At 63.7% G+C, this 24,169-nt stretch carries 30 protein-coding genes and 1 tRNA gene; 20 read left to right on the top strand and 11 right to left on the bottom strand.

The features are described from left to right. Window positions 1–45: 45 nt before the first annotated feature. The 9 genes from dxs (at window position 46) to AC1DSJ_RS12260 (ending at window position 8,051) form a co-directional block, all read left to right on the top strand. A complete protein-coding gene (gene dxs, locus AC1DSJ_RS12300; protein WP_054423560.1) occupies window positions 46–1,908 on the top strand; it encodes a 1-deoxy-D-xylulose-5-phosphate synthase in 1,863 nt (620 codons plus the stop codon). Window positions 1,909–2,096: 188 nt separating this feature from the next. Beyond that, complete coding sequence (gene folE2 / locus AC1DSJ_RS12295) at window positions 2,097–2,894, top strand: GTP cyclohydrolase FolE2 (protein WP_054423559.1); 798 nt, start codon at window positions 2,097–2,099, stop codon at window positions 2,892–2,894. A 7-nt stretch (window positions 2,895–2,901) separates the two neighbouring features. Continuing rightward, the gene (locus AC1DSJ_RS12290) at window positions 2,902–3,825 is read left to right on the top strand and encodes a DUF817 domain-containing protein (protein WP_441370691.1); all 924 of its coding nucleotides are present in this window, start codon (window positions 2,902–2,904) and stop codon (window positions 3,823–3,825) included. 277 nt (window positions 3,826–4,102) lie between these two features. Beyond that, window positions 4,103–4,477: a 30S ribosomal protein S6 gene (gene rpsF, locus AC1DSJ_RS12285; protein ID WP_054423556.1), complete on the top strand. Its 375-nt coding sequence runs from the start codon at window positions 4,103–4,105 to the stop codon at window positions 4,475–4,477. Window positions 4,478–4,528: 51 nt separating this feature from the next. Further along, window positions 4,529–4,852, top strand: coding sequence for a primosomal replication protein N (gene priB / locus AC1DSJ_RS12280; RefSeq protein WP_054423554.1), 324 nt, complete (start codon window positions 4,529–4,531; stop codon window positions 4,850–4,852). 110 nt (window positions 4,853–4,962) lie between these two features. Then, a complete protein-coding gene (rpsR, locus tag AC1DSJ_RS12275) occupies window positions 4,963–5,235 on the top strand; it encodes a 30S ribosomal protein S18 (protein WP_006218308.1) in 273 nt (90 codons plus the stop codon). 15 nt (window positions 5,236–5,250) lie between these two features. Continuing rightward, the gene (gene rplI / locus AC1DSJ_RS12270) at window positions 5,251–5,706 is read left to right on the top strand and encodes a 50S ribosomal protein L9 (RefSeq protein WP_054423552.1); all 456 of its coding nucleotides are present in this window, start codon (window positions 5,251–5,253) and stop codon (window positions 5,704–5,706) included. Window positions 5,707–5,832: 126 nt separating this feature from the next. Next, window positions 5,833–6,672 (top strand): BUD32 family EKC/KEOPS complex subunit, encoded by an 840-nt coding sequence (locus tag AC1DSJ_RS12265; RefSeq protein WP_441370692.1) that lies wholly within the window; start codon window positions 5,833–5,835, stop codon window positions 6,670–6,672. Then, window positions 6,669–8,051: a replicative DNA helicase gene (locus tag AC1DSJ_RS12260; RefSeq protein ID WP_054423547.1), complete on the top strand. Its 1,383-nt coding sequence runs from the start codon at window positions 6,669–6,671 to the stop codon at window positions 8,049–8,051. The genes AC1DSJ_RS12265 and AC1DSJ_RS12260 overlap by 4 nt, the downstream gene beginning before the upstream one ends. Before the next feature lie 66 nt (window positions 8,052–8,117). Here AC1DSJ_RS12260 and AC1DSJ_RS12255 read toward each other — a convergent pair whose 3' ends face one another. The 5 genes from AC1DSJ_RS12255 to AC1DSJ_RS12235 all read right to left on the bottom strand — a co-directional run bounded on the left by AC1DSJ_RS12255 (window position 8,118) and on the right by AC1DSJ_RS12235 (window position 11,942). Next, window positions 8,118–9,095 (bottom strand): bile acid:sodium symporter family protein, encoded by a 978-nt coding sequence (locus AC1DSJ_RS12255; protein WP_054423545.1) that lies wholly within the window; start codon window positions 9,093–9,095, stop codon window positions 8,118–8,120. Window positions 9,096–9,206: 111 nt separating this feature from the next. Beyond that, a complete protein-coding gene (pdxA, locus tag AC1DSJ_RS12250) occupies window positions 9,207–10,187 on the bottom strand; it encodes a 4-hydroxythreonine-4-phosphate dehydrogenase PdxA (RefSeq protein ID WP_476760314.1) in 981 nt (326 codons plus the stop codon). Continuing rightward, entirely contained in the window at window positions 10,184–10,492 is a 309-nt protein-coding gene (locus tag AC1DSJ_RS12245; protein WP_054423541.1) for a hypothetical protein, read from the bottom strand. The genes pdxA and AC1DSJ_RS12245 overlap by 4 nt, the downstream gene beginning before the upstream one ends. A 233-nt stretch (window positions 10,493–10,725) precedes the next feature. Beyond that, on the bottom strand, window positions 10,726–11,184 hold the full coding sequence (locus AC1DSJ_RS12240) for an Lrp/AsnC family transcriptional regulator (RefSeq protein WP_050446088.1): 459 nt from the start codon (window positions 11,182–11,184) through the stop codon (window positions 10,726–10,728). Window positions 11,185–11,336: 152 nt separating this feature from the next. Continuing rightward, a complete protein-coding gene (locus AC1DSJ_RS12235; RefSeq protein WP_441370694.1) occupies window positions 11,337–11,942 on the bottom strand; it encodes a hypothetical protein in 606 nt (201 codons plus the stop codon). A 174-nt stretch (window positions 11,943–12,116) separates the two neighbouring features. Between AC1DSJ_RS12235 and AC1DSJ_RS12230 the strand changes: the two genes are divergently transcribed. Both AC1DSJ_RS12230 and AC1DSJ_RS12225 read left to right on the top strand, forming a co-directional pair. Beyond that, on the top strand, window positions 12,117–12,362 hold the full coding sequence (locus tag AC1DSJ_RS12230) for a hypothetical protein (protein WP_054423536.1): 246 nt from the start codon (window positions 12,117–12,119) through the stop codon (window positions 12,360–12,362). A 222-nt stretch (window positions 12,363–12,584) separates the two neighbouring features. After that, on the top strand, window positions 12,585–12,815 hold the full coding sequence (locus tag AC1DSJ_RS12225) for a hypothetical protein (RefSeq protein WP_245636340.1): 231 nt from the start codon (window positions 12,585–12,587) through the stop codon (window positions 12,813–12,815). 7 nt (window positions 12,816–12,822) lie between these two features. On the opposite strand, the gene AC1DSJ_RS12220 is transcribed toward AC1DSJ_RS12225, so the two are convergent. Both AC1DSJ_RS12220 and AC1DSJ_RS12215 read right to left on the bottom strand, forming a co-directional pair. Continuing rightward, window positions 12,823–13,392 carry a DedA family protein gene (locus tag AC1DSJ_RS12220; RefSeq protein WP_441370695.1) on the bottom strand — a complete coding sequence of 190 codons (570 nt, stop codon included), beginning with the start codon at window positions 13,390–13,392 and terminating at the stop codon, window positions 12,823–12,825. Then, a complete protein-coding gene (locus AC1DSJ_RS12215) occupies window positions 13,389–14,828 on the bottom strand; it encodes an aminotransferase-like domain-containing protein (protein WP_175169711.1) in 1,440 nt (479 codons plus the stop codon). Before AC1DSJ_RS12215 ends, AC1DSJ_RS12220 begins: the two co-directional genes overlap by 4 nt. Before the next feature lie 170 nt (window positions 14,829–14,998). Between AC1DSJ_RS12215 and AC1DSJ_RS12210 the strand changes: the two genes are divergently transcribed. The 4 genes from AC1DSJ_RS12210 to AC1DSJ_RS12195 all read left to right on the top strand — a co-directional run bounded on the left by AC1DSJ_RS12210 (window position 14,999) and on the right by AC1DSJ_RS12195 (window position 17,589). Continuing rightward, complete coding sequence (locus AC1DSJ_RS12210) at window positions 14,999–15,376, top strand: hypothetical protein (RefSeq protein WP_054423530.1); 378 nt, start codon at window positions 14,999–15,001, stop codon at window positions 15,374–15,376. 24 nt (window positions 15,377–15,400) lie between these two features. Next, window positions 15,401–15,477, top strand: a tRNA-Met gene (locus tag AC1DSJ_RS12205). Window positions 15,478–15,673: 196 nt separating this feature from the next. After that, window positions 15,674–16,018, top strand: coding sequence for a hypothetical protein (locus AC1DSJ_RS12200; RefSeq protein ID WP_054423528.1), 345 nt, complete (start codon window positions 15,674–15,676; stop codon window positions 16,016–16,018). A gap of 320 nt (window positions 16,019–16,338) precedes the next feature. Then, window positions 16,339–17,589 (top strand): TIGR03862 family flavoprotein, encoded by a 1,251-nt coding sequence (locus AC1DSJ_RS12195; protein ID WP_441370696.1) that lies wholly within the window; start codon window positions 16,339–16,341, stop codon window positions 17,587–17,589. 56 nt (window positions 17,590–17,645) lie between these two features. Here the strand turns inward: AC1DSJ_RS12195 and AC1DSJ_RS12190 are convergent, their stop codons facing one another. The 4 genes from AC1DSJ_RS12190 to AC1DSJ_RS12175 form a co-directional block, all read right to left on the bottom strand. Further along, on the bottom strand, window positions 17,646–18,047 hold the full coding sequence (locus tag AC1DSJ_RS12190) for a hypothetical protein (RefSeq protein WP_054423525.1): 402 nt from the start codon (window positions 18,045–18,047) through the stop codon (window positions 17,646–17,648). Window positions 18,048–18,113: 66 nt separating this feature from the next. Further along, window positions 18,114–18,473, bottom strand: coding sequence for a hypothetical protein (locus AC1DSJ_RS12185; RefSeq protein WP_054423524.1), 360 nt, complete (start codon window positions 18,471–18,473; stop codon window positions 18,114–18,116). A gap of 176 nt (window positions 18,474–18,649) precedes the next feature. Further along, window positions 18,650–19,690 carry an LLM class oxidoreductase gene (locus AC1DSJ_RS12180; protein ID WP_441370697.1) on the bottom strand — a complete coding sequence of 347 codons (1,041 nt, stop codon included), beginning with the start codon at window positions 19,688–19,690 and terminating at the stop codon, window positions 18,650–18,652. Window positions 19,691–19,789: 99 nt separating this feature from the next. After that, window positions 19,790–20,425: a glutathione S-transferase family protein gene (locus AC1DSJ_RS12175; RefSeq protein ID WP_441370698.1), complete on the bottom strand. Its 636-nt coding sequence runs from the start codon at window positions 20,423–20,425 to the stop codon at window positions 19,790–19,792. Between the two features lie 133 nt (window positions 20,426–20,558). On the opposite strand from AC1DSJ_RS12175, the gene gcvA reads away from it, so the two are divergent. The 5 genes from gcvA to AC1DSJ_RS12150 all read left to right on the top strand — a co-directional run bounded on the left by gcvA (window position 20,559) and on the right by AC1DSJ_RS12150 (window position 24,117). After that, window positions 20,559–21,473 carry a transcriptional regulator GcvA gene (gcvA, locus tag AC1DSJ_RS12170; protein ID WP_441370728.1) on the top strand — a complete coding sequence of 305 codons (915 nt, stop codon included), beginning with the start codon at window positions 20,559–20,561 and terminating at the stop codon, window positions 21,471–21,473. A gap of 145 nt (window positions 21,474–21,618) precedes the next feature. Further along, window positions 21,619–21,750: an entericidin A/B family lipoprotein gene (locus tag AC1DSJ_RS12165; RefSeq protein ID WP_054423521.1), complete on the top strand. Its 132-nt coding sequence runs from the start codon at window positions 21,619–21,621 to the stop codon at window positions 21,748–21,750. 127 nt (window positions 21,751–21,877) lie between these two features. After that, window positions 21,878–22,309, top strand: a complete 432-nt coding sequence (locus tag AC1DSJ_RS12160) for a BPTD_2524 family lipoprotein (protein WP_054423520.1) — start codon at window positions 21,878–21,880, stop codon at window positions 22,307–22,309. A gap of 3 nt (window positions 22,310–22,312) precedes the next feature. Further along, window positions 22,313–22,723 (top strand): hypothetical protein, encoded by a 411-nt coding sequence (locus tag AC1DSJ_RS12155; RefSeq protein WP_054423519.1) that lies wholly within the window; start codon window positions 22,313–22,315, stop codon window positions 22,721–22,723. 101 nt (window positions 22,724–22,824) lie between these two features. Continuing rightward, window positions 22,825–24,117, top strand: a complete 1,293-nt coding sequence (locus AC1DSJ_RS12150; RefSeq protein ID WP_175177745.1) for an aspartate carbamoyltransferase — start codon at window positions 22,825–22,827, stop codon at window positions 24,115–24,117. The last annotated feature ends 52 nt before the right edge of the window (window positions 24,118–24,169 follow it).

Genomic DNA, 24,169 nt, shown 5'->3' with positions numbered 1-24,169 from the left:
TAGCCCGGCCTGAGTCCAGGCCGGGCCAACGAACCCCATAAAAGCATGACGACTGATTTATTGGACCGCATTCAATCCCCGGCAGACCTCAAGCGCCTGGATCGTCGCGAGCTGAAAAAGCTTGCTGACGAGCTGCGCGGCTTCGTGCTGGAGTCGGTATCCAAAACGGGCGGGCACCTGTCGTCCAACCTGGGCACGGTCGAGCTCACGCTGGCCTTGCATCAGGTGTTCGACACGCCGCATGACCGCATCGTCTGGGACGTGGGCCACCAGTCCTATCCGCACAAGATCCTGACGGGCCGCCGCGCCGGCATGGCCAAGCTGCGCCAGCAGGGCGGCATCTCGGGCTTTCCCAAGCGCAGCGAATCCGAATACGACGCCTTTGGCACCGCGCACTCGTCAACGTCCATCTCGGCTGCGCTGGGCATGGCGGTGGCCTCGCGCAATGCGGGCGTGCAGCGCCAGCACATCGCCATCATTGGCGACGGCGCGATGTCCGCCGGCATGGCGTTCGAGGCCATGAACAATGCGGGTGTCACGCCCAACATCAATCTGCTGGTGATCCTGAACGACAACGACATGTCGATCTCGCCGCCGGTGGGGGCGCTGAACCGCTACCTGGCGCGCCTGATGTCGGGCCGCTTCTACGCTACGGCCAAGAACGTGGGCCGCGCCGTCCTGCAGCACGTGCCGCCGGTGCTGGAACTGGCTCGCCGCTTCGAAGAGCACGCCAAGGGCATGGTCACGCCGGCCACGTTGTTCGAAGAGTTCGGCTTCAATTACGTCGGCCCCATCGACGGCCACGACCTGGACGCGCTGGTGCCCACCTTGCAAAACCTGAAGGCGCTGCAAGGCTTGCAGTTCCTGCATGTGGTGACCAAGAAGGGCCAAGGCTACAAGCTGGCCGAAGCCGACCCGGTGCTGTATCACGGTCCCGGCAAGTTCGACCCCGCCGTCGGCATCCAGCAGTCCAAGGCGCCCGGCAAGCGCACCTTCACGCAGGTGTTCGGCAAGTGGCTGTGCGACATGGCTGAAGCGGATTCGCGCCTGGTCGCCATCACCCCCGCCATGCGCGAAGGCAGCGGCCTGGTGGAATTTGAAAAGCGTTTCCCGCTGCGTTATTTCGACGTGGGCATCGCCGAGCAGCACGCCGTGACGTTCGCCGCGGGCGTTGCCTGCGAAGGGCAGAAGCCCGTCGTTGCCATCTACTCCACGTTCATGCAGCGCGGCTATGACCAGTTCATCCATGACGTCGCCCTGCAGAACCTGGATGTGACTTTCGCGCTGGACCGCGCGGGCATCGTCGGCGCTGACGGCGCCACGCATGCCGGTAACTACGACACCGCTTTCTTGCGTTGCGTGCCGAACATGGTCGTCGCCACGCCGTCCGACGAAAGCGAAACGCGCTTGCTGTTGTCGACCTGTTATCAGTACCCGGGCCCGGCATCGGTGCGCTATCCGCGCGGTGCGGGCTGTGGCGCGGTGGAAGACGCTGGCCTGGGTACCGTTGAGCTTGGCCGCGGCATCGTGCGCCGCGAGGGCAAGAAGATTGCCATCCTGGGCTTCGGCACGCTGGTGCAGCCGGCGTTGGCCGCAGCCGGCAAGCTGGACGCCACGGTGGCGGACATGCGCTTCGTGAAGCCCATCGACCGCGAATTGATTCTGGACCTGGCCAGCCGCCACGACGCGCTGGTCACGATTGAAGACGCCTCCATCATGGGGGGGGCGGGTAGCGCCGTGCTGGAAGTGCTGAGCGCCGCCGGCGTACAGATTCCGGTGCTGCAATTGGGTCTGCCGGATGTCTTCATTGACCACGGCGAGCAGTCGGCCCTGTTGGCCGGCGTGGGCTTGGACGCCGCCGGTATCGAGCAATCGATTCGCACGCGCTACGCCGATCTGCTGGCGTAAACGCATACCGCGAGCCCGGACGAAGGCGCGGCTTTCGTCCGGAATCTGAAACACACTGTTCCGGCCCCGCCAACCTACGAATAGAAGGGTTTTCCCTGGCGCAGGCGGGGGTTTGGGCGATAATGGCCCTCTCTCAAAGTTTCCTAGGCCGAGCGCGAGCGACTGATTGCCTAGACAGGTACGCTGAAATGAATTCTCCGATCGACCCCGCCATCGTGATGCCCGACGTCCAGAGTTCGGCGGACACCCGGCACATCCCGATCCAGCGCGTGGGCATCCGTGGCGTGCGCCACCCCATGCTGATTGAAAGCGGCGACGGCTCGCCCCAAGGCACCGTGGCCAACTGGACGCTGACCGTGGCGCTGCCGCCCGAAGAAAAGGGGACGCACATGTCCCGCTTCGTGGCGCTGCTGGAAAAGTACCGCAGCACCCCCATGACGCCGGCACTGTTCCGCGCCATGGCCGCTGACATGCTGCCGCTGCTGCACGCCGAACGCGGCGACATCACGGCCGCCTTCCCGTACTTCATCAACAAGTCGGCCCCGATTTCCGGCGTGCAAAGCCTGCTGGACTACGAAGTTCAGTGGATCGCCCGCGCGCAGAATGATGGCGTGGAATTTGAGCTGGTCGTGCAGGTGCCCGTCACCAGCCTCTGTCCGTGCTCGAAGGCCATCTCGGAATACGGCGCGCATAACCAGCGTTCGCACGTCACGGTGTCGGCCATTCTGGACGGCGACATCAGCATGGACGGCGTGATCCGCCTGATCGAAGAGGAAGGGTCGTGCGAACTGTGGGGCCTGCTCAAGCGCCCCGACGAAAAGTACGTCACCGAACGCGCTTACGACAATCCCAAGTTCGTCGAAGACTTGGTGCGTGACGTGGCTGCCCGCCTGAATGCGCATCCCGGCATCGCCCGTTATCGCGTCGAGGCCGAAAACTTCGAATCGATCCACAACCACTCGGCCTACGCCGTCGTGGAAGGCTGAGCGTTCCGTGAGCCATCCGGCGGCCAGTGACTGGCCGCTTATCGCGGCGCTGCAAACGTGGGAATCGCGGCTGGCCAATCATTTGGCCGGCCGCGGCCGTTTTGGCGTGGCGCTCTACGAATTTTTCCGCTTTGGCGTCAAGCAAGCCTGGGCCTGCCTGTTCGGCGGGCTGATGTGCGCGCTGCTGTTGGGCACGCACTGGTGGTATCCCAAGGATGCGCTGCTGGCCCGCTACGATTTCCTGACAATTGCGGCGCTAGGCATTCAAGCCCTGTTGCTGGCGCTGCGCATGGAAACCTGGAGCGAAGCGCGCGTGATTTTGATGTTTCATGTGGTCGGCACCGGCATGGAGCTCTTCAAAACCGCGGCCGGTTCCTGGATCTACCCCGAAGCCAGCGTGCTGCGTATTGGCGGCGTGCCGCTCTTTACCGGTTTCATGTACGCCGCGGTGGGCAGCTACCTGGCCCGCGTCTGGCGCTTGTTCGATTTCCGTTTTCGCGCGCATCCCCCCATGGCTGCCACGGTGGCGTTGTCGGTGCTGATCTACGTGAATTTCTTCGCGCACCACTTCATCATGGATTTCCGGTGGGTGCTGTTCGCGCTGACCGCGGTGCTGTTCGCGCGCACCTGGGTGTATTTCCGGATCTGGCGCGTTTATCGCCGCATGCCCTTGCTGTTGGGCTTCGTGCTGGTGGCTTTGTTCATCTGGTTCGCCGAAAACATCGGCACCTTCGCCAACGCCTGGCGCTATCCCAACCAGACGCATGTCTGGCAATGGGTGTCGATCGCCAAGCTCGGTTCGTGGTTCCTGCTGATGATCATCAGCTATGTGATGGTCAGCGTGGTGAACCGGCCCCAGGAAATTGGTGTTGCCGATCAGCCGCAGCCGGCGGGGCAGGGCGGCGAAAATAGCCCGTCCCTGATTTCCTGACGCCCAGCTCGCTTGCGCCCTGACACTCAATCGGTAATAATCGAGGGCTTTCTTGCTCGACCGCCCATGGTTTTTGGGTAGCGGGCTGCCCCTTGCGGGCCTAGAGCATCCTATGTAATGCGCTGAATAGCGAGCTTAAAAGCGCGCTGAAAGGCGAGCTAAAAAGCAAAGCGCTGAAAAGCGCGGCACTGCTTTTTAAGCGTATTGCAAAAACCCATGATGGAAAGCACGGGTTCGGGACGCCAGGCCAGCGAGACATCCTCAAGGAGTTTTACTCATGCGTCACTACGAAGTAGTGTTTATCGTTCACCCCGACCAAAGCGAGCAAGTGCCCGCCATGGTCGAACGTTACCAAGCGCTGGTCACGGGCCAAGGCGGCTCGGTTCACCGCCTGGAAGACTGGGGTCGCCGCCAACTGGCCTACCCGATCCAGAAGCTCGTCAAGGCTCACTACGTTTGCCTGAACATCGAGTGCGGCCAAGCCACGCTGGATGAGCTGGAACACTCGTTCCGCTACAACGACGCCGTTCTGCGCCACCTGGTCATCAAGACCAAGAAAGCCCAGACCACGCCCTCGATCATGATGAAGTCGGTCGAGCGTGAAGAAGCCCGTAAGGCTTCGGCAGAAGCTGCCCCGGCTCAGGCCGAGTAAGCAGGGCTCACGCAGAGCTCATCCCATGAAGTCCCCTCGGTGCCTGGCAGGATGAATCAGCTGGAACTCAGCGCCCGCGTTCTCGAATGCGAGCCTTTGCGCCACACTCCCGCCGGACTGCCTGCACTGGAAATGGTGCTGGCGCATGAGTCGGAAGTCATCGAAGCCGGCCACCCGCGCCGTGTCGAATTGACGATTACGGCTGTGGCACTGGGCGATCTGGCGTTGCTGTTGAAGAACACCGCTTTAGGGTCTGAATTGCTGGTGCAGGGGTTTTTGGCTCCCGCGCGCAAAGACTCGGTGAAGATCAAGCTGCATTTGCAGCAGGCACGCAAGGTCAGCGGTAGCGCAGGACGCGATCCGCAGGTGGCTTGAAAGGGTTGAGCAACAGGTGCGAAAGCGCCTTCTGAATACGGATAGGTTATGGGGAGTTGGACCCGGTTATCGATAACCGCCCAGTCCCCTCAAACATAGAGGCACATATCATGGCTTTCTTCGGAAAACGCAAAGAAAAACGCAAATTCACGCAGCAGAACCCGCTCTTCAAGCGTCGTAAGTTCTGCCGCTTCACCGCAGCCGGCGTCGAAGAGATCGACTACAAGGATCTGGACACCCTGCGCGACTTCGTGCAAGAAAACGGCAAGATCATCCCGGCTCGTCTGACCGGCACCAAGGCAATCTACCAGCGCCAGCTGGACACCGCCATCAAGCGCGCGCGCTTCCTGGCTCTGTTGCCTTACACCGACAACCACAACTAATCCGGGGCACTGAAAATGCAAGTTATTCTGCTCGAAAAAGTCGTCAACCTGGGCAACCTGGGTGAAGTCGTGCGCGTGCGTGATGGTTACGCCCGCAACTTCCTGATCCCCCAGCGCAAGGCCCGTCGTGCTACCGACGCCGCTCTGAAGGAATTCGAAGCCCGCCGCGCCGAGCTGGAAAAGGCCCAAGCTGAAAAGCTGGCCGCTTCCCAAGCTCTGGGCGAACGCGTCGCTGGTTACCAACTGAAGATCGTTCAGAAGGCTGGTGTTGACGGCCGTCTGTTCGGCTCGGTCACCAACGCCGACATCGCTGAAGCGCTGAAGAAGGCCGGTTTCGAAGGCGTTGAAAAGGCGCAAGTGCGTCTGCCCAACGGCCAGCTGAAGTCGGTTGGCGAGTTCCCGATCCAGGTCGCCCTGCACGCTGACGTAGTCGTCGACGTCACGGTTCTGGTTGAAGGCGAACTGTCCTAAGCCGGTACCCGCAGTAAAAAGAAGCCGGCCCGCGCGCCGGCTTTTTTTCTTTTTGCCCGGGCGCCATCGCGCATTGCCTTTGCGCGCCCCGCTTGAAGCACTCCCTTGCTTTCCTCAGAGGACCCCTTGACTCAGCCGCCCGTTCATCACAATGCGCCGCCCGGCCTGCGCGCCTGGCTCGACAGCGTGGATGCGTTGCGTGAACCTTCGGTGCGCGACGTGACGATCGATGGGGTTCGCTGCATCATCAAGCGCCGCCGGCCAAGCTTTGTCCGCGGCGTCAGCTATGCGCTGCGTTACGTGCGGGCCTTCTTGCTGGGCGTGGGCTGCAAGCTGTTCCTGGGCGAATTTCCGCGCCCTGGCGTGTTGTTGAAGAATGGACTGACCCACGAGGCCGCGCGCCTGTCGACGCTGTTGCAGGCCGGTTGCCGCGTCCCGGAAGTGTGGTGGCAAGAGCAGGGCCTGCTGGTGCTGGAATACGTGGGCGAGGATCTGGCGGACCTGATCCGCAACGAAGATTCCACGTCGCAGCTGTGGCTGACGCGCGCTGCCGCCACTGACTTGGCGGCGTTTCACGCCCGCGGGATGTGGCACGGTGGTGCACAGATCCGCAACGTCACCTTGCGCGACGGCGAGTTGTGGCGCATTGATTTCGAAGAAAACATTGGCTCGACGCTGTCCCGCCCGCTGGCCCAGGCGTACGATCTTTTCCAGATGCTGTCGTCTCTTGCGTCCCTGCGTAAATTGCCGGCCGACGTGTCCGTGACCCTGGGTACACTGGCCCTCGACGTGTATCTTGAGAGCAACCCCGACCCCGAGGTCAAAGCGCGGCTGACCCGCCTGGCGCGTATCCTCTGCGGTCTGGCGACGCCCCTGCGTCCCCTGTTGCGCCGCCTGCCGTCGCGCGACGTCCAAGGATTTTTCCGCGTTGCGGACATCCTGCAGCCATTACTATTGAAGTCATGAACACACCTGCCGATCCCCAGCTTGAATACCTGCGCGTTCCTCCCCATTCCATTGAGGCGGAACAATCGGTGTTGGGCGGCCTGCTGCTGGACAACACCGCGTGGGACCGCATCGCCGACGTGCTGGTCGAAGAAGACTTCTACCGCCACGATCACCGTCTGATCTGGCACCACATTGCCCGCCTGATCGGGCTGGCGCGTCCCGCCGACGTCATCACCGTCAATGAATCGCTGATCAGTGCCGGCAAGGCCGAAGATTCCGGCGGCCTGGCCTATTTGAACGCGCTGGCGCACAACACGCCGTCGGCCGCGAACATTCGCCGCTACGCCGAAATCGTGCGCGAGCGCGCCATGCTGCGCAAGCTGGTGTCGATTGCCGACGAGATCTCGTCGGCCGCCTTGAACCCGCAGGGCAAGGAAGCGCGCCAACTGCTGGACGAAGCAGAATCCAAGGTCTTCAAGATCGCGCAGGAAGGCTCGCGCGGCGCCGCCGGTTTCCAGGAAATTCAACCGCTGTTGACCCAGGTGGTGGAACGCATCGACGAGCTCTATCACCGCGAAGGCACGTCTGACGTGACCGGGGTGCCGACGGGCTTCACCGACCTGGACAAGATGACATCCGGCATGCAGGGCGGTGACTTGATCATCGTGGCCGGGCGCCCGTCCATGGGCAAGACCTCGTTCTCGATGAACATCGGCGAACACGTGGCCATCGAACAGGGCCTGCCGGTTGCCGTGTTCTCGATGGAAATGGGCGCGGTGCAGCTGGCCATGCGTATGTTGGGTTCGGTGGGGTTGCTGGACCAGCACCGCATGCGTACCGGCAAGCTCATCGCAGATGACTGGCCCCGTGTGACGCACGCCGTGCAGCTCATGCAGGATGCGCAGGTCTACATTGACGAAACGCCCGCCCTGAGCCCGATGGAAGTGCGTGCGCGCACCCGCCGCCTTGCGCGCCAATGTGGCCAGCTGGGCCTGATCATCATCGACTACCTGCAACTGATGTCGGGTAACGGCTCGGGTGAAAACCGGGCGACCGAAGTGTCGGAAATCAGCCGTTCGCTAAAGGGCTTGGCGAAGGAACTGAATTGCCCGCTGATCGCGTTGTCGCAGCTGAACCGAAGCCTGGAACAGCGCCCCAACAAGCGTCCCGTGATGAGCGACTTGCGCGAATCCGGCGCTATCGAACAGGACGCCGACGTGATCCTGTTCATCTATCGCGACGAGGTCTACAACCCCGATTCCCCGGACAAGGGCACGGCCGAGATCATCATCGGCAAGCAGCGTAACGGGCCGATCGGCACGGTGCGCCTGACCTTCCAGGGCTCCAGCACGCGCTTCCTGAACTTCTCGGGTGCGCAGCCGCGCGATATGTACTGATCCGCCGCAGGCAGGCATAAAAAAACCGCGCTTCATGGCGCGGTTTTTTTTGTGTGGCGGCAGGCGTCAGCCTTCGATTTCGGGACGCTTGCCGTAACGCGCGGCCAGCACGCCGCACACCATCAACTGGATCTGATGGAACAGCATCAGCGGCAGCACGATGGCGCCCACGGCGTGGCCGGCAAACAGCACCTGCGCCATCGGAATGCCGCTGGCCAGGCTTTTCTTCGAACCGCAGAACAGCAGCGTGATGCGGTCTTCGATACTGAAGCCAAACATCTTGCCAGCCAATGCCGACAGGCCCAGCGCCAACGCCAGGATCACGGCGCAGCACACCACCAGGCCAACCAGCGCCGGGATCGGCGTGGTGCTCCACAGGCCTTCATTGATGGCTTCGGAGAAGGCCGTGTAGACGACCAGCAGGATCGAACCCTGGTCGACAAACTTCAGCATTGCCTTGCGCTTGTGCACCCAGGCGCCAATCCAGCGGCGGGCGAACTGGCCCAGCACGAACGGCAGCAGCAGTTGCAGCATGATCTTGCCGACGGCATCGAACGAGATCGGCGCGCTGCCCGCATTGGCCACGACCGTGCCCACGAGCAGCGGGGTCAGGAAGATGCCCAGCAGGCTCGAGGCGGACGCGCTGCACACGGCGGCGGGCACGTTGCCGCGCGCCATCGACGTGAACGCGATGGCCGATTGCACGGTGGCGGGCAGGCAGCATAGGAACAGGATGCCCAGGTACAGCTCGGGCGTCACCAGCGGTTCCAAAACCGGCTTGAGCGCCAGGCCCAGCAGCGGAAACATCAGGAACGTGGCGGAGAAGATCGTCAGGTGCAGCTTCCAGTGCGTCAGGCCGGCAATGATGGCCTCGCGGGACAAACGCGCCCCGTGCAGGAAGAACAGCAGGCCGACCGCAATATTGGTGATCCAGCCGAAGATCACCACGCCTTGGCCGTGCGCGGGCACGATGCTGGCGATGATGACGGTGCAGATCAGGTAGAGGGTGAAGCGGTCGGGCAGAAGGCGGACAAGGCGTGACATGGAAGGGGTAGGGGAGCAGACGGAAAGCGGCGGCGCGCAGCAGGCGCCGGAAACGGGGCGTATTGTAGTCCCGCTATCGCCCGGAGCCGAAGCCGCCGGGCGTTGCGCGGGCTAAGGCGTCATCGCCAGCGCAAGATCAAAGGCCGCGACCAGCGACGCCTGATCGGCGATGCCGCGCCCGGCGATGTCGAAGGCCGTGCCGTGGTCGACGCTGGTGCGCACAAACGGCAGCCCCACCGTGACATTCACGCCGTGGTCCAGCCCCAGGTATTTCACCGGAATCAGGCCCTGGTCGTGGTACTGAGCCACGACGATGTCGAATTCGCCGCGGCGGGCGCGCATGAAGATCGTGTCGCCGGGCCAGGGGCCGCTGGCGTCGATACCTTCGGCGCGGGCGCGTGCGATGGCGGGTTCGATGATGTCGATGTCTTCGCGGCCGAACTTGCCGCCTTCGCCCGCATGCGGGTTCAGGCCGGCCACGGCCACGCGCGGGGCCGCGATGCCCATCTGCCGGCACGCGCGGTCGGCCAGGCGCATGGCGGTCAGTTCGGCCTCGGGCGTGATGCGGGCGATAACGTCGGCCAACGCCACGTGGATGGTCACCAGCAAGACGCGCAACTCATCGTTGGCCAGCATCATCGCGAAGTCCTGCGTGGCGGATCGCTCGGCCAGGATCTCGGTGTGGCCGGGGTAGTCGATACCGGCCTCGTGCATGGACTTCTTGTTCAGCGGAGCGGTGACAATCGCCCGGATGYGGCCGGCCTGCGCATCATCGATGGCGGCGCACACGTAGTCGTAGGCGCCGCGTCCGGCGGCGGCGCTGATCTGTCCCAAAGGCAGGTCGGCGGGCAGCGCGGGGCTACAGGCTACGACGTGAATGCGGCTGGCATCGGGTTCTGCCTGAGCCACATCGCTGATTTCCACAATATCCAAACGCGCGCCCAGCTGGGCGGCTGCGCGGCGCAATGCGCCCGCATCGCCATACACCACGCAGGGTGCGCTCAGCCCTTGTGCATAGGCCTTGACGACAATTTCGGGGCCGATGCCGGCGGCATCGCCCATGGTGATGCCCACGGGCAACGAAGCGTTCACGATTTGGGTTCCTTGGGCGGGTCGATGACGCCGCATTCGAACGTCACGGTGGCGCGCTTGGAACCCAGGCCCGTCGCATGGTTGGACGTCACTTTCGGCTTTTGCATCTTGCGGCCGATGGAGGTGCAGTACTGGTCGGCGCGCTGCAGCGTCTGGTTCTTGAGCTCAACCCAGGTCAGCAACTGCGTGCCCGAGCTATAGGTGACGGTGTACGTGTTCTTGTCGACGGGCGTGACCTCGCTCATGCTGGAACAGGCAGTTAGCAAGGTGAGCAAGGCGGCGGCGGGGGCAAGGCGTGCAAGCATGGGGCGTCCAGAAATCACGTTATCCGCCATTACAACACCATGTCGGGCCGGGAGAAAAGACGGGCCGCTTCAGGCGGGTTCGTCTGGGCAGCCGGGCAGATGGCGCTTGAAGGAGCGGCGACGGCACGTTAGGGAGCGGAGGCCGCGCCTTAAGCTGCGGAGACTGCGCCTTAAGCTGCGGAGGCCGCGCCTTAAGCTGCGGCGACTGCGCCTTAAGCAGCGGCGACTGCGCCTCAGGGGGCGGCGACGGCGCTGCGGCGGTCCACCTTGCGGCTCAGCACGATCGACGTCTGCGTTTGCTTCACGCCGTCGATCAGGCCGATGCGGTCGAGCAAGTCATCCAGCTGTTCATGCGTTTCGCAACGCAGGAAGATCAGGTAGTCATACGGCCCGCTGACGGACGACACTTCTTCCACTTCCGGCATGCGCTCCAGTTCGCGGATCACCGCCGCGGGCGTCTTGGGCAGCACGCTGATGAAGCAATACGCGCGTACCGCGGCTTCTTCCAGGCGGCGGCCCAGGCGCACGCCGTAACCCGACACGATGTGCTCACGCTCCAGGCGGGCGATGCGCGCAACGACGGTTGTGCGGGCCAGCCCAAGCTTGCGCGCAAGGATCGCCGCGGGCTCGCGCGCGTTGGCCGAGAGCAGGCTGAGCAGTTGCCGGTCGATGTCGTCGAGTCGTTCGTTCATGCGGAAGGCGGGTGGCGAAAGCAGAGTGCCGACGGTACAGGCGCGGACCAGCCCGCGTCAATGCGATACGGGCCCGTCATTGCATGACGGCCGTTTCAGTGCGATGCAACGGCGTCAATGCGATACGGCCGCATTTCTGCGGCAGGGCCACGTTAACCGTCTGATTCGGGCGGGATGCCGCCGTGATAGATGCGGCCATCAAATTCGAAGCGCGTGATGGTTTTGTGCGCGGCGTCGAAAATGCGGTCGCGGCTGGCGTCGTCCAGTCCGTCGTGGTCGGCAAAGCGAAAGCGGCACAGGTCGATATCGCTGTCGTAGAACACCGAGTTCACGAAGCGGCTGACGTCGGCCTCGTGGGCGAAGTGCGCGAACTCGCGCAACTGCTCCATTTCGTGGAACGCGCCATTCCGGCTGACCAGCAGCATGCCGAATTTGCGCTCTTCGTCCGCCACGGGCTCAGGCGCAGGCGGCGCGGCGTCCGCCAAGGGATCTTCGTAACTGAAGTGGGCGCCGGCTTCGCGCATGGCGTCCAGCACCTGTTGCCATTGCCTTTCATCCAGCGTCAGGCGGGCCATCATGTAGAACAGGCGCTGCCGGCCCAGTCCACGGGGTTCAGGGCCGCCCACGTAACTGGGCCATGGCGTGGCGGCGTCCAGCCCGGCCAGCTCCGCCATGCGCGCGTCGCTGAAACCCAGTTTGTCCTGCAAGCGCTGCAGGGATTGGGCGTCCGGGGGTGCATAGTCTTGGATCGTCTTCATGAGCGCGCTCCGATAGCCCCGGCGCCGCGGGTGGCGGCCGGTGGCGTGCGCCGCGGTGCCCCAGCGGCTACGCTTGATGCTAGCGCGGTGCGTGGCGCTTGCCTAGCGGCGTTGGGGCGGCCGCAAGCGTCATGCTAGGATTTGCGCCGACTATCAATGCCAGGAGGCTTAGCCATGGATATCCAAGAACAAATCGCCGTCATCGTCCACACCATTTCGCACCAGGGCGGCCGCATCGACGCGCTGAATTCGACGCTGCTGTCGATGCTGCATCTGGTGAAGGCGTCGCCCGGGTTGCGTGAAGCAATCGAAGCCCAGTTGGAGCAGAACTACTCCAGCCTGTTGGCCCGTTCCGAGAACCCGCAATACGTGGCCGGCTTCGAAAGCGTGCGCGACATGATCACGACCGCGCTGAAGTAAAGCGCGAAAGTTACCCACAGCTTCTGTGGACAAGCCTTGGGATAGTGCGGGCATAGTTCCGCATTTTCCTTTAATTACAAGGGCTTGGATGGGGCGGTCAAAGGTGGCTCCATTTGCGTGTTTTGCGCACGCGTTTCAATGTCCTCCACAGGCCCGTCAAGCCGGGTAATATGCGGCCCCATGCGGAATCAGTATCGATTGGAACACCCGGGCGGAGCCTTGTTGGCTCGCGTTTCGGAAGCAGCAAAGCTGGCGGCGTTCGACCCCGGCAAACTTACGCCCGAGGCTCGTCAGAGCTGGGAGCGCATGGGCCATGGCTTCAAGGCCTGGCACGACTTCGACCAGCGTCACCCCATCTTGCGCCGTTTGGCGCTGCTGCCATTCATTGGCGGCTGGTACCGCAATGCGCGGCGCCGCCACGTGCTGCGCGCAAGCGGCCGGATCGTCTGCTGACGGCCGCCTAGCGCCGCATCCGCCGCCGGGAGATCAGGTGGTAGGCCAGCCCGATCACCACACCAATCGCCACGGCCACCGCCAGTTTCGTTTCCACGCCGTGCAGGCGTCCAAGTAACGTCTCGATGGTCTGGCCGAATGCATAGCCGACCAGGCTGAAGCACACCGCCCAGATGGTGGCGGCGATGGCGTTCAGCACCAAAAAGCGCAGCGGCGGCACGCGCGACATGCCCAACGCCACGGGCCCCACGGTGCGCAGGCCATACAGGAATCGCAGGCTCAAGATGAAGCCGTGCGGATAGCGGTCGATGGCGGCCAGCGCTTTTTCGAACGCGGGCTTTTCGCGGATACGCCGCACAAAGCGATGGTCGCGATAACGTCGGCCTAGAAAGAACAGCAACTGGTCCGCGATGAAGGACCCGGCGAACGCGCACAGCATCACATACGGCAAGTGCATCAGATGCTGGTGCGCGAGAAAGCCCGCGAACACCACCACGCTTTCGCCTTCCAGAAACGTGCCGCCCAGCACGGCCCAGAGGCCGTAGTCAACGATGAACTGATGCAGCGACGGATTCATGCGCCGCCTTCGCCAACAATGCGCGCCAGCGTCAACAGCGCGCGCGAGATCTCGGGCGTGGTGCGCTGGCCGCAACTGATCCGCAGGAAGTGGTTGTAGCGCGTGCCATTTGAAAACATGGCGCCCGGGGCGACGCGTATGCCTTGTTGCAGCGCGGCCTCGAACACGTCCATGCCGGAGCGGCCGCCAGGCATTTCCACCCATAGCAGCATGCCGCCTTGCGGCACGCTCAGCCGGGTGCCGCGGGGAAAGTGCGCGGCAATCGCTTCGGCCGTCTGGTCGCGTTGGCTCTTCAATTGCCGCCTCAGCCGCGCCAGGTGCCGGTCATACGCGCGCGACCCCAGGAATTCGGCAACGGCAATCTGCGCCAGTGGTTCGTTCGGGCGGCTTTGCGCATACTTCAGCATGGCGATGCGCGCCTTCCAGCGGCCGCCCAGCAGCCAGCCAAGGCGCATGCCCGGCGCCAGCGTCTTGTGCATTGACGAGCAATAGATAACGTTGCCGGTCGCGTCCCACGACTTGGCGGCGGCAAGCGGCGTGTCTTCATCGGTCAGCGCGCCATAGGTATCGTCTTCGATCAGCGGCACTTGCTGGCGTTCGCACAGCGCCACCAGCCGCGCCTTTTCAGCGTCCGGCATGACGCAGCCCAGCGGGTTCTGAAAGTTCGGCACGACGACTACGGCGCGAATATTGCCGTGCGTCTGAAAGGCCAGGTCCAGCGCTTCGATGGACAAGCCGTGCTGCGGGCTGGTGGGAATCTCCAGCGCCCGCATCCCCAGGCTTTCCAAGATTTGCAGCAGACCAAAGTAGGTGGGCGATTCGACGGCAATCGTGTCGCCGGGGCGGGCTACCGCACGCAAAGCCAGGTTCAACGCTTCGATGCAGCCATGCGTGACGATGACGTCATCCGGCGTGGCGTTGATGCCATTGGCCAGCGCGCGCCGCGCGAGCACCGTGCGCAGCTCTGGGTGGCCTTGCGGCGGAACGGGGCTCACCAGCACGTGCGGCGTCATCCGCAACGCGCGCGTCATCGCTTGCTTCAGCGCTTCCATGGGATAAGCCTCGGGCACCGCGGCCGCCAGCGCGAAGTTGGCGCTGACCGGGTGCGCCTCGCATTTGGCGATGAAATCGGACACCCGGTCGTGGATGCCCACATACTGCGCCGCCCCAAGCGTCTGGCGGATGTCGGGCTCGTTGACGGGGGGGATGCTGTTGCGCCGGGGGGAAAGCACGAAGTATCCCGAGCGCGGCCGGGCTTCGATCAGGCCGTCGTCTTCCAGTTGGCGGCAAGCTTGCAGCGCGGTGGACAGACTGACGTGGTGGGTTCGCACCAAGGTGCGCACGGAGGGCATGCGCTGGGCGGGCGCCAGAACGCCCGTCTGAATGGCGCGCCGGTAATGGTTCGCCAAGCGAAGGTACAGCGGTTGTGGGTCCATGCGCCGATCATGCTCCCCGAGGTTGGACGGAAGGAAGGCACAGATTGCAGAAAAGTACACCATAACAGCGGCGAAATCGAGAGTCTGCATCGGTACAGAAAGCCCGGGAGTGTGGCTGTTGCGCAGAGCAGGGCGCGCGTAGCCTGTCATTGTCCGACTGGAGAATATTCATGACCCCCGATACCCGCCCTGAACCCCTGGCCCGCCGCCTTGAAATCGCCTCTGGCGCGTCCCGCACCCTGGCGCTGCGCGCGGGCGCAAGCGTCGTTTGTCTTTCAGGCAGTATCCGCATCGACGAACCCGCCGCAGGCGCCGAAGCCGCGAGCAGCCTGCATCTGCCGGTTTCCGCACACGTCAATGCGGGCGAGGCGCATGGGGTGGCCTCAGGCGGCGTGCTGCGCGTGACGGCAATTAAAGGCGCCGAAGTGATTTGTGTGGACGTTCCAAGCCCGTTCACCCGTTTTTTTGGGGTCGCAACGAAAATATTTCGCCTGAATCGGGCCAAATTAGCGAAAAAAGGCCTGGGTGCGCTGCACAAGATTTCATAATGGTGTATGATTCATCACATCAGACGCGGGGTGGAGCAGTCTGGCAGCTCGTCGGGCTCATAACCCGAAGGTCGTAGGTTCAAATCCTGCCCCCGCAACCAGTTTCAAGAAAAAAGCCGCGATGCAAATCGCGGCTTTTTTCGTTTGGAATTTGGTTTGATGTTTTCGCCTGGCGTTTGCCTTGGATCAATCGATTGTTCCAACCCGGAGTTTCCCGGGTGTTCCTGCGCGCACAGGCCTTGAACGCTGAGCTACCATGGGTCACGCGCGCTAGTTCGCCGCACTCGAGGAGGGTCCATGGGTACCGCAAAATACGATCATCCTGGTTACGTCGCCGACACCGGCGCTGAAGGCAAGTATCACGTGGGCATCTGGTGCCCGCATGGCTATCCCGCCCACATCCACATCGGCCGCCCCGCGGAACGCGGCGATCCCCAAGCGCTGCTGCGCTTGCGCATTCCCGACGGCGTATTCCAGTCCCTGCCTGATGATCCTGAAACCCTGTGCCGCCGCGCGCTTGGGCAGGCAATGGGCGCGGGGCTGCTGCGGACGGTAGCGGTGGATGGCGAATATCAGGAACTGCGTTTTGAGTTGGATTCCGAACCCTGGTCCGGGCCCATGCAGGCGGCGGGTAACGCCTGAAGCGTTGAAAGTTACCCACAACGACTGTGGACAAGCCTTGGGATAGCCTCTGTGCATGTCCAATTTGTCCTGTCATAACAAAGGCTTGGCGCCTGCGGTCAATAAGTGGCCGGCGCCGGGCCTTTTTCTTGTTGGCGCCCCTTGCCGATAAGCCTTTGATGCGCGGAGCGGTCCGCCAGCCGGATTCGCACTGAGCCGCCATGCGACAATCTTTCCCCTTGCGGCGCGCCCGGCGTCGTATTCGTCATTGATGGCTTCGATCCTCTCTTCATGTTTCGCCTTCCGTTCCTTTTCGTCCCCGCTCAGAACGGGGTAGCCCCATGACGCTGAACGCTTCCAAGCGTGTCGCCGTGATCGGCGGGGGGCCGGCTGGCCTGATGGCGGCGGAAGGGCTGGCCGCGCAGGGCGTGCAGGTTGACGTGTTTGACGCCATGCCGTCGGTGGGCCGCAAGTTCCTGATGGCGGGGCGGGGTGGGTTGAATCTGACCCATAGCGAAGCGGCCGCGCCATTCGTGGCGCGGTATGGCGAGCGCGCGGCGCAGGTCGCGCCGTGGCTTGCGGCGATGGATGCTACGGCGTTGCGTGAATGGGCGCATGCGTTGGGCATCGAGACGTTCGTGGGTTCGTCGGGCCGCGTGTTTCCGCAGGAGATGAAAGCGGCGCCGATGCTGCGGGCCTGGCTGGCGCGGCTGCGCGCAAGCGGTGTGCGCTTTCATATGCGGCACCGTTGGCTGGGGTGGCCGGAAGGCGCGGCGCCATCGCCGGCGATGCTGCGCTTTGATACGCCCGATGGCGTGCAGACGCAAACGGCGGACGCCGTGGTGCTGGCCTTGGGCGGCGGCAGTTGGGCCAAGTTGGGTTCAGACGGCGCCTGGGCCGACGGCTTGCAGGCGCATGGCATTACGGTCGCGCCTCTGCGTCCGGCCAACTGCGGTTTTGAGGTGGCGTGGTCCGAGCACTTCCGCCAGCGCTATGCGGGCCAGCCGGTTAAATCCGTGGCGATGTCGTGCGTCCGAAAAGACGGGATCACGCCCGCCCGCCAAGGTGAATTTGTGGTGTCGGAAACCGGCATCGAGGGCAGCCTGGTGTATGCGCTGTCGGCGCCGTTGCGTGACCAGATCGATGCCGGCGGACACGCTGTCGCCGTGCTGGATCTGGCGCCGGATTGGCCGCAGGAAAAGGTCACGGCGGCCGTGACGCATCCGCGTGGCGCACGGTCCATGTCCAGTCACCTGCAAAGCCGGATGGGCCTGACGGGCGTGAAGGCGGGCTTGCTGCGCGAATGCGCGTCGGCGGAAGATTTCAAGGAACCGGCGCGCCTTGCCGTTCGTATCAAGGCCCTGCCGCTGACGCTCGTGCGTGCCCGTCCCATTGACGAGGCGATCAGCACGGCGGGCGGCGTGGCATTCGATGCGGTTGATGCGGGCTTGATGCTGCGGGCGGCCCCGGGCGTATTCTGCGCCGGCGAAATGCTGGATTGGGAAGCTCCCACCGGCGGCTATCTGCTGACGGCCTGCATGGCCAGCGGCGTGGTTGCTGCAAACGGGGTAGGGGACTACCTAAGCAGGTAGGCCGGGGCATGTCAGCCAGGGGCGCGCATCCGCTCGGGGCGCGCCAGCCCGCGTGATCAGGAAACCGACGGGTACGGCGACACGCCCAGTGGCGAGCGCGGCGCCAGGTCTCCCACGACATGGCCCACCACGGGCGGACCGCCTTCGGGTTGCGTGATGATGCCGATGACGCGGGTAATGGCGCTGGCGGGAATAGCGGTGCCCTGAGCCGGGTCTTGCACCAGTTGCCAGATGGTGGCGCTGGGAACGGCTTCTGCATCGGCATCTGCCGACGTGTCAAGGCAACTGCGGGCAAAGAAGGACCAGTCAGACGCGTTACAAGGCAAGCCGTGCGCGGTGGCCAAACGGGCCAGCGCCAGAGGTGCATCCGCCTGGCTCGCGGCGTGTTGGGCGGCGGCGCCCAGCGAGACGTCCAGCGACAGCAAGCGGAGAAACTCTACGACGTTGTCAGTATTCATTATGGGTCCCCTGTAAAAGCTGTACTGGTCCGGGCCAATTGCATGCCGCCGGTCGTTCGGGGTGAGTCAGCCGGCGCCTTGGCCCAGCATCGACACCAGTGATTTTTTCAGGCGCGCCGAGAAAATCGGTACCGTATGGGAAACGCCATTGCGATCCACGCCTTCCTTGAGCTCGACCGATTGCCCCAAAAAGATTTCCGGCGCGGCGTTGATTTCGTTGTAGCGGGCAAGCAATTCATCTACATGTTCTTGCGCGTCGGCCAGCGTGCTGCTGTCCGCGAGCTTGCCAGCGGCATGGGCTTGCAGAATTCGATGCAGATCGTCGATGAACAGCGCCAAAGCCGCTTGTCCACGGCATTGAGGCTGTTCCCAGCCCCAACCCGAAGGGGCGGAACCAGCGATCTGCGAAACAGGTTTTTTATTCATTTGCGCATCCTAATCCATTGCCGGCAAATACGCGACAGCCGTACCCCGGCCGTATTGTCACGGCCGCGTAAGGGCGGTTACGGGGTTTCGTCGCCAGGGTTACAAAGTGCGGGCAGGTCTTCTGTCGCGCGCCAGGCGGGCCGCATTGTAGGCGGGAATGCGTACGGCTTTTTGATCTACCAGCGGGTTGAGTCGGGGGCGGGGCCCTCATGGGGCGGGAAATGGGGCAGCACTTCTTCCGCCAGTTCCAGGATGACTTCGGCGGCCGGTCTATCTGAAAACTGGATGCCCAACGCGGCATGGTTGACGCCCGCCTCGCGCCAGCGGGCAAGCAGGTCAAGCAGGCCCTTGCGCCCGGTGCGCAACACGTAACCGCCGCGCAGCGGGGTGCGCGGATGGTCAGGGTCAGCGCTCAGGTCCAGCCATTCATTGGTGACATGAGGCCGGAACCCGCCGTCTGGAATGCGCGCCCGCCATGCGCTGATCTTGTCCGCCAGCCGCAATGGCCCGTTCGTGTCGTGCGTGCTTTCCGGATAGGTCAGCCAGCCGTCGGCGTGTTCACCTACCCACTGCGGCGTCTGGCGGCACGAGCCCGTAATCAGCAGCGGGATGCGCCCCGTAGCCGGTTTCGGCAGCAGTTGCGGGCCATCGAAGCGGCCAAGCGGAGATTCAATGGCGCCGTGGCGGGCCTGGATCAGTCGACGGAAGTCAGACACGGTTTGTGCGAAGCGTTCATCGCGCCGCGCGTGATCCAACCCATAGGCCGGGAATTCGACGGGACGGTCGCCCGACGCAATGCCCAGCACCAGACGCCCGCCTGACAGGCGATCAATGGTGGTGGCGGCTTTGGCCAGATCAATCGGATGACGCAGGGAAAATATGGCGCTGCCGGTGGCCAGCGCGATGCGTTCTGTGCGCGCGGCCAGATACGCCAGATAGGTATAGGGGTCAAAGACTTGGCCGGCATCGCCGAACCCCGGGTCGTACAGCGGCACATCGCGCACCCAGACCGCGGCAAACCCGGCGCGGTCAATGCTGGCAACCAAGTCGGCCTGTCCGGCCAGCACTGCCATGTCTCCCTGATAGAAGCGCAGCGGTAAGAAGATGCCCAGCGTCAGTTGGCCTGGGGCGAACATGCGTTGGTAGCCGGGATGGCCGGCGAACGCGGGCGCCGAGGCGCCGGTGAGTAAGGATGAGGCGGGAAGCGTGTGAGACATGTTTGTCGAAGGCGGGGTGTCAGGGGCGGGTATCAGGGGGGGGGATATCAGGCGCGGATATCAGGCGCGGATATCAGGCGTGGATATCAGGGGCGGATATCAGGGGCGGGTGGCCGGATGGGGTAGAGAGATGCCGCGTTGCACGGCGGGGCGCCGCGCGGTGTGTTGATGCCAGGCGCTCAGATGTGGGTAGTGGCTGAAGTCGAAGCCCGCGATGCCCGAGATATGCGTCCAGCCGAACGTGGCGATATCCGCAATGGAAAAGGCATCTCCAGCCAGCCACGGGCGGTCGGCCAGGCGGCCGTCCAGCGTGGCGAAAGCGGCTTCGCTCAGTTCCCGGTAGCGCGCAATGGCGGCCAGATTCGGCTCGTCGGCAGAGCACTCAAAGTGCACGCGCTGGCCCAGCACGGGGCCCATGCTGGCGCTGTGGAACATCAGCCACACGATGGCATCCCATCGCGGGCCGGGTTCGGTGGGAAGCAGGCGGCCGGATTTTTCGGCCAGATACAGCAGGATGGCGGCGGACTCAAACAGCGTGACACCTGTGTCGTGGTCGACCAGTGCGGGAATCCGGCCGTGCGGGTTCAGCTTCAGGAAGGCGGGCTGGCGGTGCTCGCCTTGGTCGATACGCACGTGGTGCAGGCGGTAAGGCAGGCCCAGTTCCTCAAGGGCGATGGTGATCTTGAAGCCATTGGGTGAGCTATCGGTGTAAAGGTGCAGGGCGGGTGGTTGCATGCGGTTTTCAAGAAAGTAGTTAAGCTATTGCCATTAGGCGATAGGCCGAGCGGTAATCTTGCTTTGTCACGCTCGCGTCGTAAAACGATGAATCGTCGATCATGAAGTTAGTTTTTCTAAACAAAGGTGCATGATGGGAGCGGTGATGCCATTGCTGGCGCTGCGGGCGTTTGCGGAAGCCGGCCGTCTGGGCAGCTTCAAAGCGGCGGCGGCGCGCATGGGGGTGACGCCAGGCGCGGTCAGCCAGCAGATCCGGTTGCTTGAGGACCGTGTGGGCGTGCCCTTGTTTGTGCGGGAGCGCCATGGCGTGCACCTGACCGAAGCCGGCGCGCAAGCCCATCCCGGCTTGGTGCAAGCCTTCGAGCTGATCGAGAAATCGCTGACTCGGCTGGAATCCAGCGCAGCGCGCCGTACGTTGACCATCAGCACCGTGCCCGCGTTTGCCGCCAGCTGGCTGGTGCCGCGGCTGGGGCGATTTGCCGAGCAGCATCCCGGCATCGAAGTGCGGGTCGAGGCCACGTCCAAACTGGTCGACTTCCAGCGCGACCGGATCGACGTCGCCTTGCGCCATGGCCTGGGCGACTACCCGGGTCTGGCCGTTATGCCGCTGATGGCGCCGGTGATGCTGCCGGTGGCTAGCCCGGCGCTGTTGCGCGATGGGCCCGCGTTGCGCCAGCCGTCGGACTGCCTGCGCTATCCCTTGCTGCAGGACTCTGATCGCGCTGACTGGACGCTGTGGCTGCAAGCGCACGGCGTCCCGCCCGACGACGCCGCGCGGCGCGGCTCCAGCTTTGACGACGACTTGCTTTTGCTGAGGGCGGCGGCAGCCGGGCAGGGCATTGCGTTGGTGCCGCAAGACCACGCGCGGGACGACATCGCGTCCGGCCGATTGCAGGTGGTGCTGAATTTGCCCTGGCCGATGCGCTTTGCCTATTACGCCGTCAGCCTGCCTGACGCGGCGCGGCGGCCCGATGTGCGCCGCTTCATCGATTGGCTGGCCGAAGAAGCGCAAGAACCCCAAGAGACCCAAGAGATCCAAGAGATCTGAAGACGCCGGCGCAGCGGGCGGCGTGGTGTCGTCACAGCGGGATCACCCGCCTCGTGCAGCCCCATCCGCCTCATCCGATTGATGCGCAATCCAGGGTCTTTGGGGTATGCTGACTTCGGTTTCCACGCCTAGACAGGAGATGTTTATGAAGAACAAAGTCGTTCTCGTCATGCTGCTTTCGATTGCCGCGCTTTCGGCGGGCTGCAACACCGTTGCGGGCGCTGGTAAAGATATCCAGCGTGGTGGCGAAAAGATCGAGGGCGCCGCGGAAAAGTAGTTGGTCCCCTCGGCCAATGTCAGGCTGGCTCAAGGCCACGCGCGAAATGTCCCAGGCATTTCCCGCGTGGCCTTTTTGCAGCCGCTGGCATAATCGCGGAAGTCCGAATTTCAATGCGGGAAGAATCATGAGCAAGTCAGTATGGGCAGGTGTGGCGTTGGCGGTGCTGTTGGCCGGCTGCGCAAGCAAAGGGGTCTACGAGGCCGATAGCGTGCGTAAGGAAACCTTCAGCGTCGACACCAACTATCAGGCCGCTTTCCGCCGCGGTGGTGAATATGTCCGCTCATGCCATGTGAATGTGCAGCACCCCTATGGCGTGGCCTACGCCTGGCGCCACAGCCTGGGCGAGAAGGGTGCGCCCGATGAGATCCAGCTGTACAAGGTGGGCGAGCCGGCCACTGTGCTTGAACTGATTTCCGCCGAGGCCGACGGCCCGGCCAAGTCCAAAGTCACGGTGACGGTACTGGGTAAAGGGCGCTGGGACGAGGCCGAAATCGCCGCCGCACGCGCGTCGATCCAAAGCGCCACGCCCGTGTGCCGCACCGGCAACGGCAGCTGACGCATGGACCCCCGCGCCCAGCAGATACGTTCTTCAGGCCTGTCGTTCTCGCTGCTTGCGGGCGCGTTTCGATTCCTGGGATGGTTGAACGGGGGCGCGGCGCTGGCGCTGGTGGCGTTTTCGTTGGGCATTGTTGGCGGCGACATCGCCGCCCCTGATCTTCAATTACCCCTGGCCTTGTTCCTGGCCGGTCTCGTGGCTTCCTGCCTGGGTCTGCTGTTTGCCTACCTGGCGCAAGTGAGTTTGTTGCGTCAGGGCTACACGGGGCACATGACGCGCGGCCACTGGCCAGCCCAGTTGCTGGCGATGATCTGCTATCTGCTCGCGGCGCTGACATTCTGCGCGGCGTGCTGGTTCTCGCTGGGGCAGGCGGCGCATGATGCGCAGCAGATGACGTCGTACGCTAGCCGGTGAAAATAAGGGGTAAACCCCTATACGCAAAAGTGTTGGACTTGCACTTGCGTTGAGAATAATATGCGCGGTGCGTATATAAATCCTCTTTCTCGAGGCCCGTCATGACCATCTCCCAGCAAGCCTTCCTGCGCGACGCCATGCGCCGCCTGAACCTGACGCGCGACGTGTTCGCGACCCGGATCGGCGTCAAACGCCGCGCCCTGGACACCTGGCTGTTGCCCGAAGGCTCGCAGGAATTCCGCGCCATGCCGGAAGTCGTGCAGCGTTTCGTCAGCGAAATCGTGCAGAACGGGGTGCTGCTGGAAAAGTATACGCAAAGCGTACAAGACGGCCCTCTGCGTGAGCGCATCGCCGTGGAAGGCAAGCATCAGCTGTTGTCGGTGGACCAATTCACGCGCGAGTCGGTTGAAGACTTGTTCCGCGTGGCTGACATGATGCAGCCCATCGCACGCCGCCAGAAGGTGTCGCGGGTGCTGGAAGGCGCGGTGTTGGGCAACCTGTTCTTCGAAGCCAGCACCCGTACCCGCGTCAGCTTCGGCTCGGCCTTCTGCCGCCTGGGCGGCTCGGTGTGCGACACCACGGGCTTCACGTTTTCGTCGATGGCCAAGGGCGAATCCATTTATGACACCAGCCGCGTCATGAGCGGCTACGTGGACGCCATGGTGATCCGCCATCCGGACCAAGGTTCCGTGGCTGAATTTGCACGCGCGACGAACATCCCGGTGGTCAACGGCGGCGACGGCCCCGGCGAGCACCCCAGCCAGGCCTTGCTGGACCTGTACACGATCCTGACCGAGTTCTCGCGCCTGGGTAAGTTGCTGGACGGCGCGCACATCGCCATGGTGGGCGACCTGAAGTACGGCCGTACCGTGCATTCGCTGATCAAGCTGATGGCGCTGTACAAGAACGTGAAGTTCTCGCTGGTGTCGCCCAAGGGTCTGGAGATGCCGAGCTACATCATCGAGCAGGCCAGCCGCAACGGCAACGTCATCGAACAGAAGACGTCGCTGGCCGAAGGCCTGGCCGGCGCCGACGTGATCTACGCGACGCGCGTGCAGAAAGAGCGCTTCGCCAACGAAGAGAACGAAGGCTACACGCCGGACTTCCAGATCAGCCGCGCCATCATCGACGCGTATTGCAGCCCCGAAACCATCGTGATGCACCCGCTGCCGCGCGACAGCCGTCCGGGCGCCAACGACCTGAGCGTGGACCTGAACCACGATCCGCGTCTGGCCATCTTCCGCCAGACCGACAACGGTATCCCCATCCGCATGGCGATTTTCGCGGTGCTGTTGGGCGTGGAAGGCTTGGTGCAGCACTCGCTGCGCGATGTGACGTGGCAGCACCCGTCGCACGTGGGTCCGGATGACTCCGTGTTCCACGGTCTGGAATAAGTGGTGTCCCCAAAGTAAAGTGCCCCCACGCTGCACTCGCCAGCAGCTCGCT

The organism is Achromobacter sp. 01N37 (assembly GCF_056399725.1).
The sequence above is the reverse complement of the archived record's forward strand: the minus strand, read 5'-3'. Positions and strand labels throughout refer to the sequence as shown.

Excerpts from the sequence above, each read along its gene's own strand:
- dxs (WP_054423560.1), top strand. The coding sequence starts at position 46 with ATGACGACTGATTTATTGGACCGCATTCAATCCCCGGCAGACCTCAAG.
- folE2 (WP_054423559.1), top strand. The coding sequence starts at position 2,097 with ATGAATTCTCCGATCGACCCCGCCATCGTGATGCCCGACGTCCAGAGT.
- rpsF (WP_054423556.1), top strand. The coding sequence starts at position 4,103 with ATGCGTCACTACGAAGTAGTGTTTATCGTTCACCCCGACCAAAGCGAG.
- priB (WP_054423554.1), top strand. The coding sequence starts at position 4,529 with ATGAATCAGCTGGAACTCAGCGCCCGCGTTCTCGAATGCGAGCCTTTG.
- rpsR (WP_006218308.1), top strand. The coding sequence starts at position 4,963 with ATGGCTTTCTTCGGAAAACGCAAAGAAAAACGCAAATTCACGCAGCAG.
- rplI (WP_054423552.1), top strand. The coding sequence starts at position 5,251 with ATGCAAGTTATTCTGCTCGAAAAAGTCGTCAACCTGGGCAACCTGGGT.
- AC1DSJ_RS12260 (WP_054423547.1), top strand. The coding sequence starts at position 6,669 with ATGAACACACCTGCCGATCCCCAGCTTGAATACCTGCGCGTTCCTCCC.
- AC1DSJ_RS12255 (WP_054423545.1), bottom strand. The coding sequence starts at position 9,095 with ATGTCACGCCTTGTCCGCCTTCTGCCCGACCGCTTCACCCTCTACCTG.
- AC1DSJ_RS12245 (WP_054423541.1), bottom strand. The coding sequence starts at position 10,492 with ATGCTTGCACGCCTTGCCCCCGCCGCCGCCTTGCTCACCTTGCTAACT.
- AC1DSJ_RS12240 (WP_050446088.1), bottom strand. The coding sequence starts at position 11,184 with ATGAACGAACGACTCGACGACATCGACCGGCAACTGCTCAGCCTGCTC.
- AC1DSJ_RS12235 (WP_441370694.1), bottom strand. The coding sequence starts at position 11,942 with ATGAAGACGATCCAAGACTATGCACCCCCGGACGCCCAATCCCTGCAG.
- AC1DSJ_RS12230 (WP_054423536.1), top strand. The coding sequence starts at position 12,117 with ATGGATATCCAAGAACAAATCGCCGTCATCGTCCACACCATTTCGCAC.
- AC1DSJ_RS12220 (WP_441370695.1), bottom strand. The coding sequence starts at position 13,392 with ATGAATCCGTCGCTGCATCAGTTCATCGTTGACTACGGCCTCTGGGCC.
- AC1DSJ_RS12215 (WP_175169711.1), bottom strand. The coding sequence starts at position 14,828 with ATGGACCCACAACCGCTGTACCTTCGCTTGGCGAACCATTACCGGCGC.
- AC1DSJ_RS12210 (WP_054423530.1), top strand. The coding sequence starts at position 14,999 with ATGACCCCCGATACCCGCCCTGAACCCCTGGCCCGCCGCCTTGAAATC.
- AC1DSJ_RS12200 (WP_054423528.1), top strand. The coding sequence starts at position 15,674 with ATGGGTACCGCAAAATACGATCATCCTGGTTACGTCGCCGACACCGGC.
- AC1DSJ_RS12195 (WP_441370696.1), top strand. The coding sequence starts at position 16,339 with ATGACGCTGAACGCTTCCAAGCGTGTCGCCGTGATCGGCGGGGGGCCG.
- AC1DSJ_RS12190 (WP_054423525.1), bottom strand. The coding sequence starts at position 18,047 with ATGAATACTGACAACGTCGTAGAGTTTCTCCGCTTGCTGTCGCTGGAC.
- AC1DSJ_RS12185 (WP_054423524.1), bottom strand. The coding sequence starts at position 18,473 with ATGAATAAAAAACCTGTTTCGCAGATCGCTGGTTCCGCCCCTTCGGGT.
- AC1DSJ_RS12180 (WP_441370697.1), bottom strand. The coding sequence starts at position 19,690 with ATGTCTCACACGCTTCCCGCCTCATCCTTACTCACCGGCGCCTCGGCG.
- AC1DSJ_RS12175 (WP_441370698.1), bottom strand. The coding sequence starts at position 20,425 with ATGCAACCACCCGCCCTGCACCTTTACACCGATAGCTCACCCAATGGC.
- gcvA (WP_441370728.1), top strand. The coding sequence starts at position 20,559 with ATGGGAGCGGTGATGCCATTGCTGGCGCTGCGGGCGTTTGCGGAAGCC.
- AC1DSJ_RS12165 (WP_054423521.1), top strand. The coding sequence starts at position 21,619 with ATGAAGAACAAAGTCGTTCTCGTCATGCTGCTTTCGATTGCCGCGCTT.
- AC1DSJ_RS12160 (WP_054423520.1), top strand. The coding sequence starts at position 21,878 with ATGAGCAAGTCAGTATGGGCAGGTGTGGCGTTGGCGGTGCTGTTGGCC.
- AC1DSJ_RS12155 (WP_054423519.1), top strand. The coding sequence starts at position 22,313 with ATGGACCCCCGCGCCCAGCAGATACGTTCTTCAGGCCTGTCGTTCTCG.
- AC1DSJ_RS12150 (WP_175177745.1), top strand. The coding sequence starts at position 22,825 with ATGACCATCTCCCAGCAAGCCTTCCTGCGCGACGCCATGCGCCGCCTG.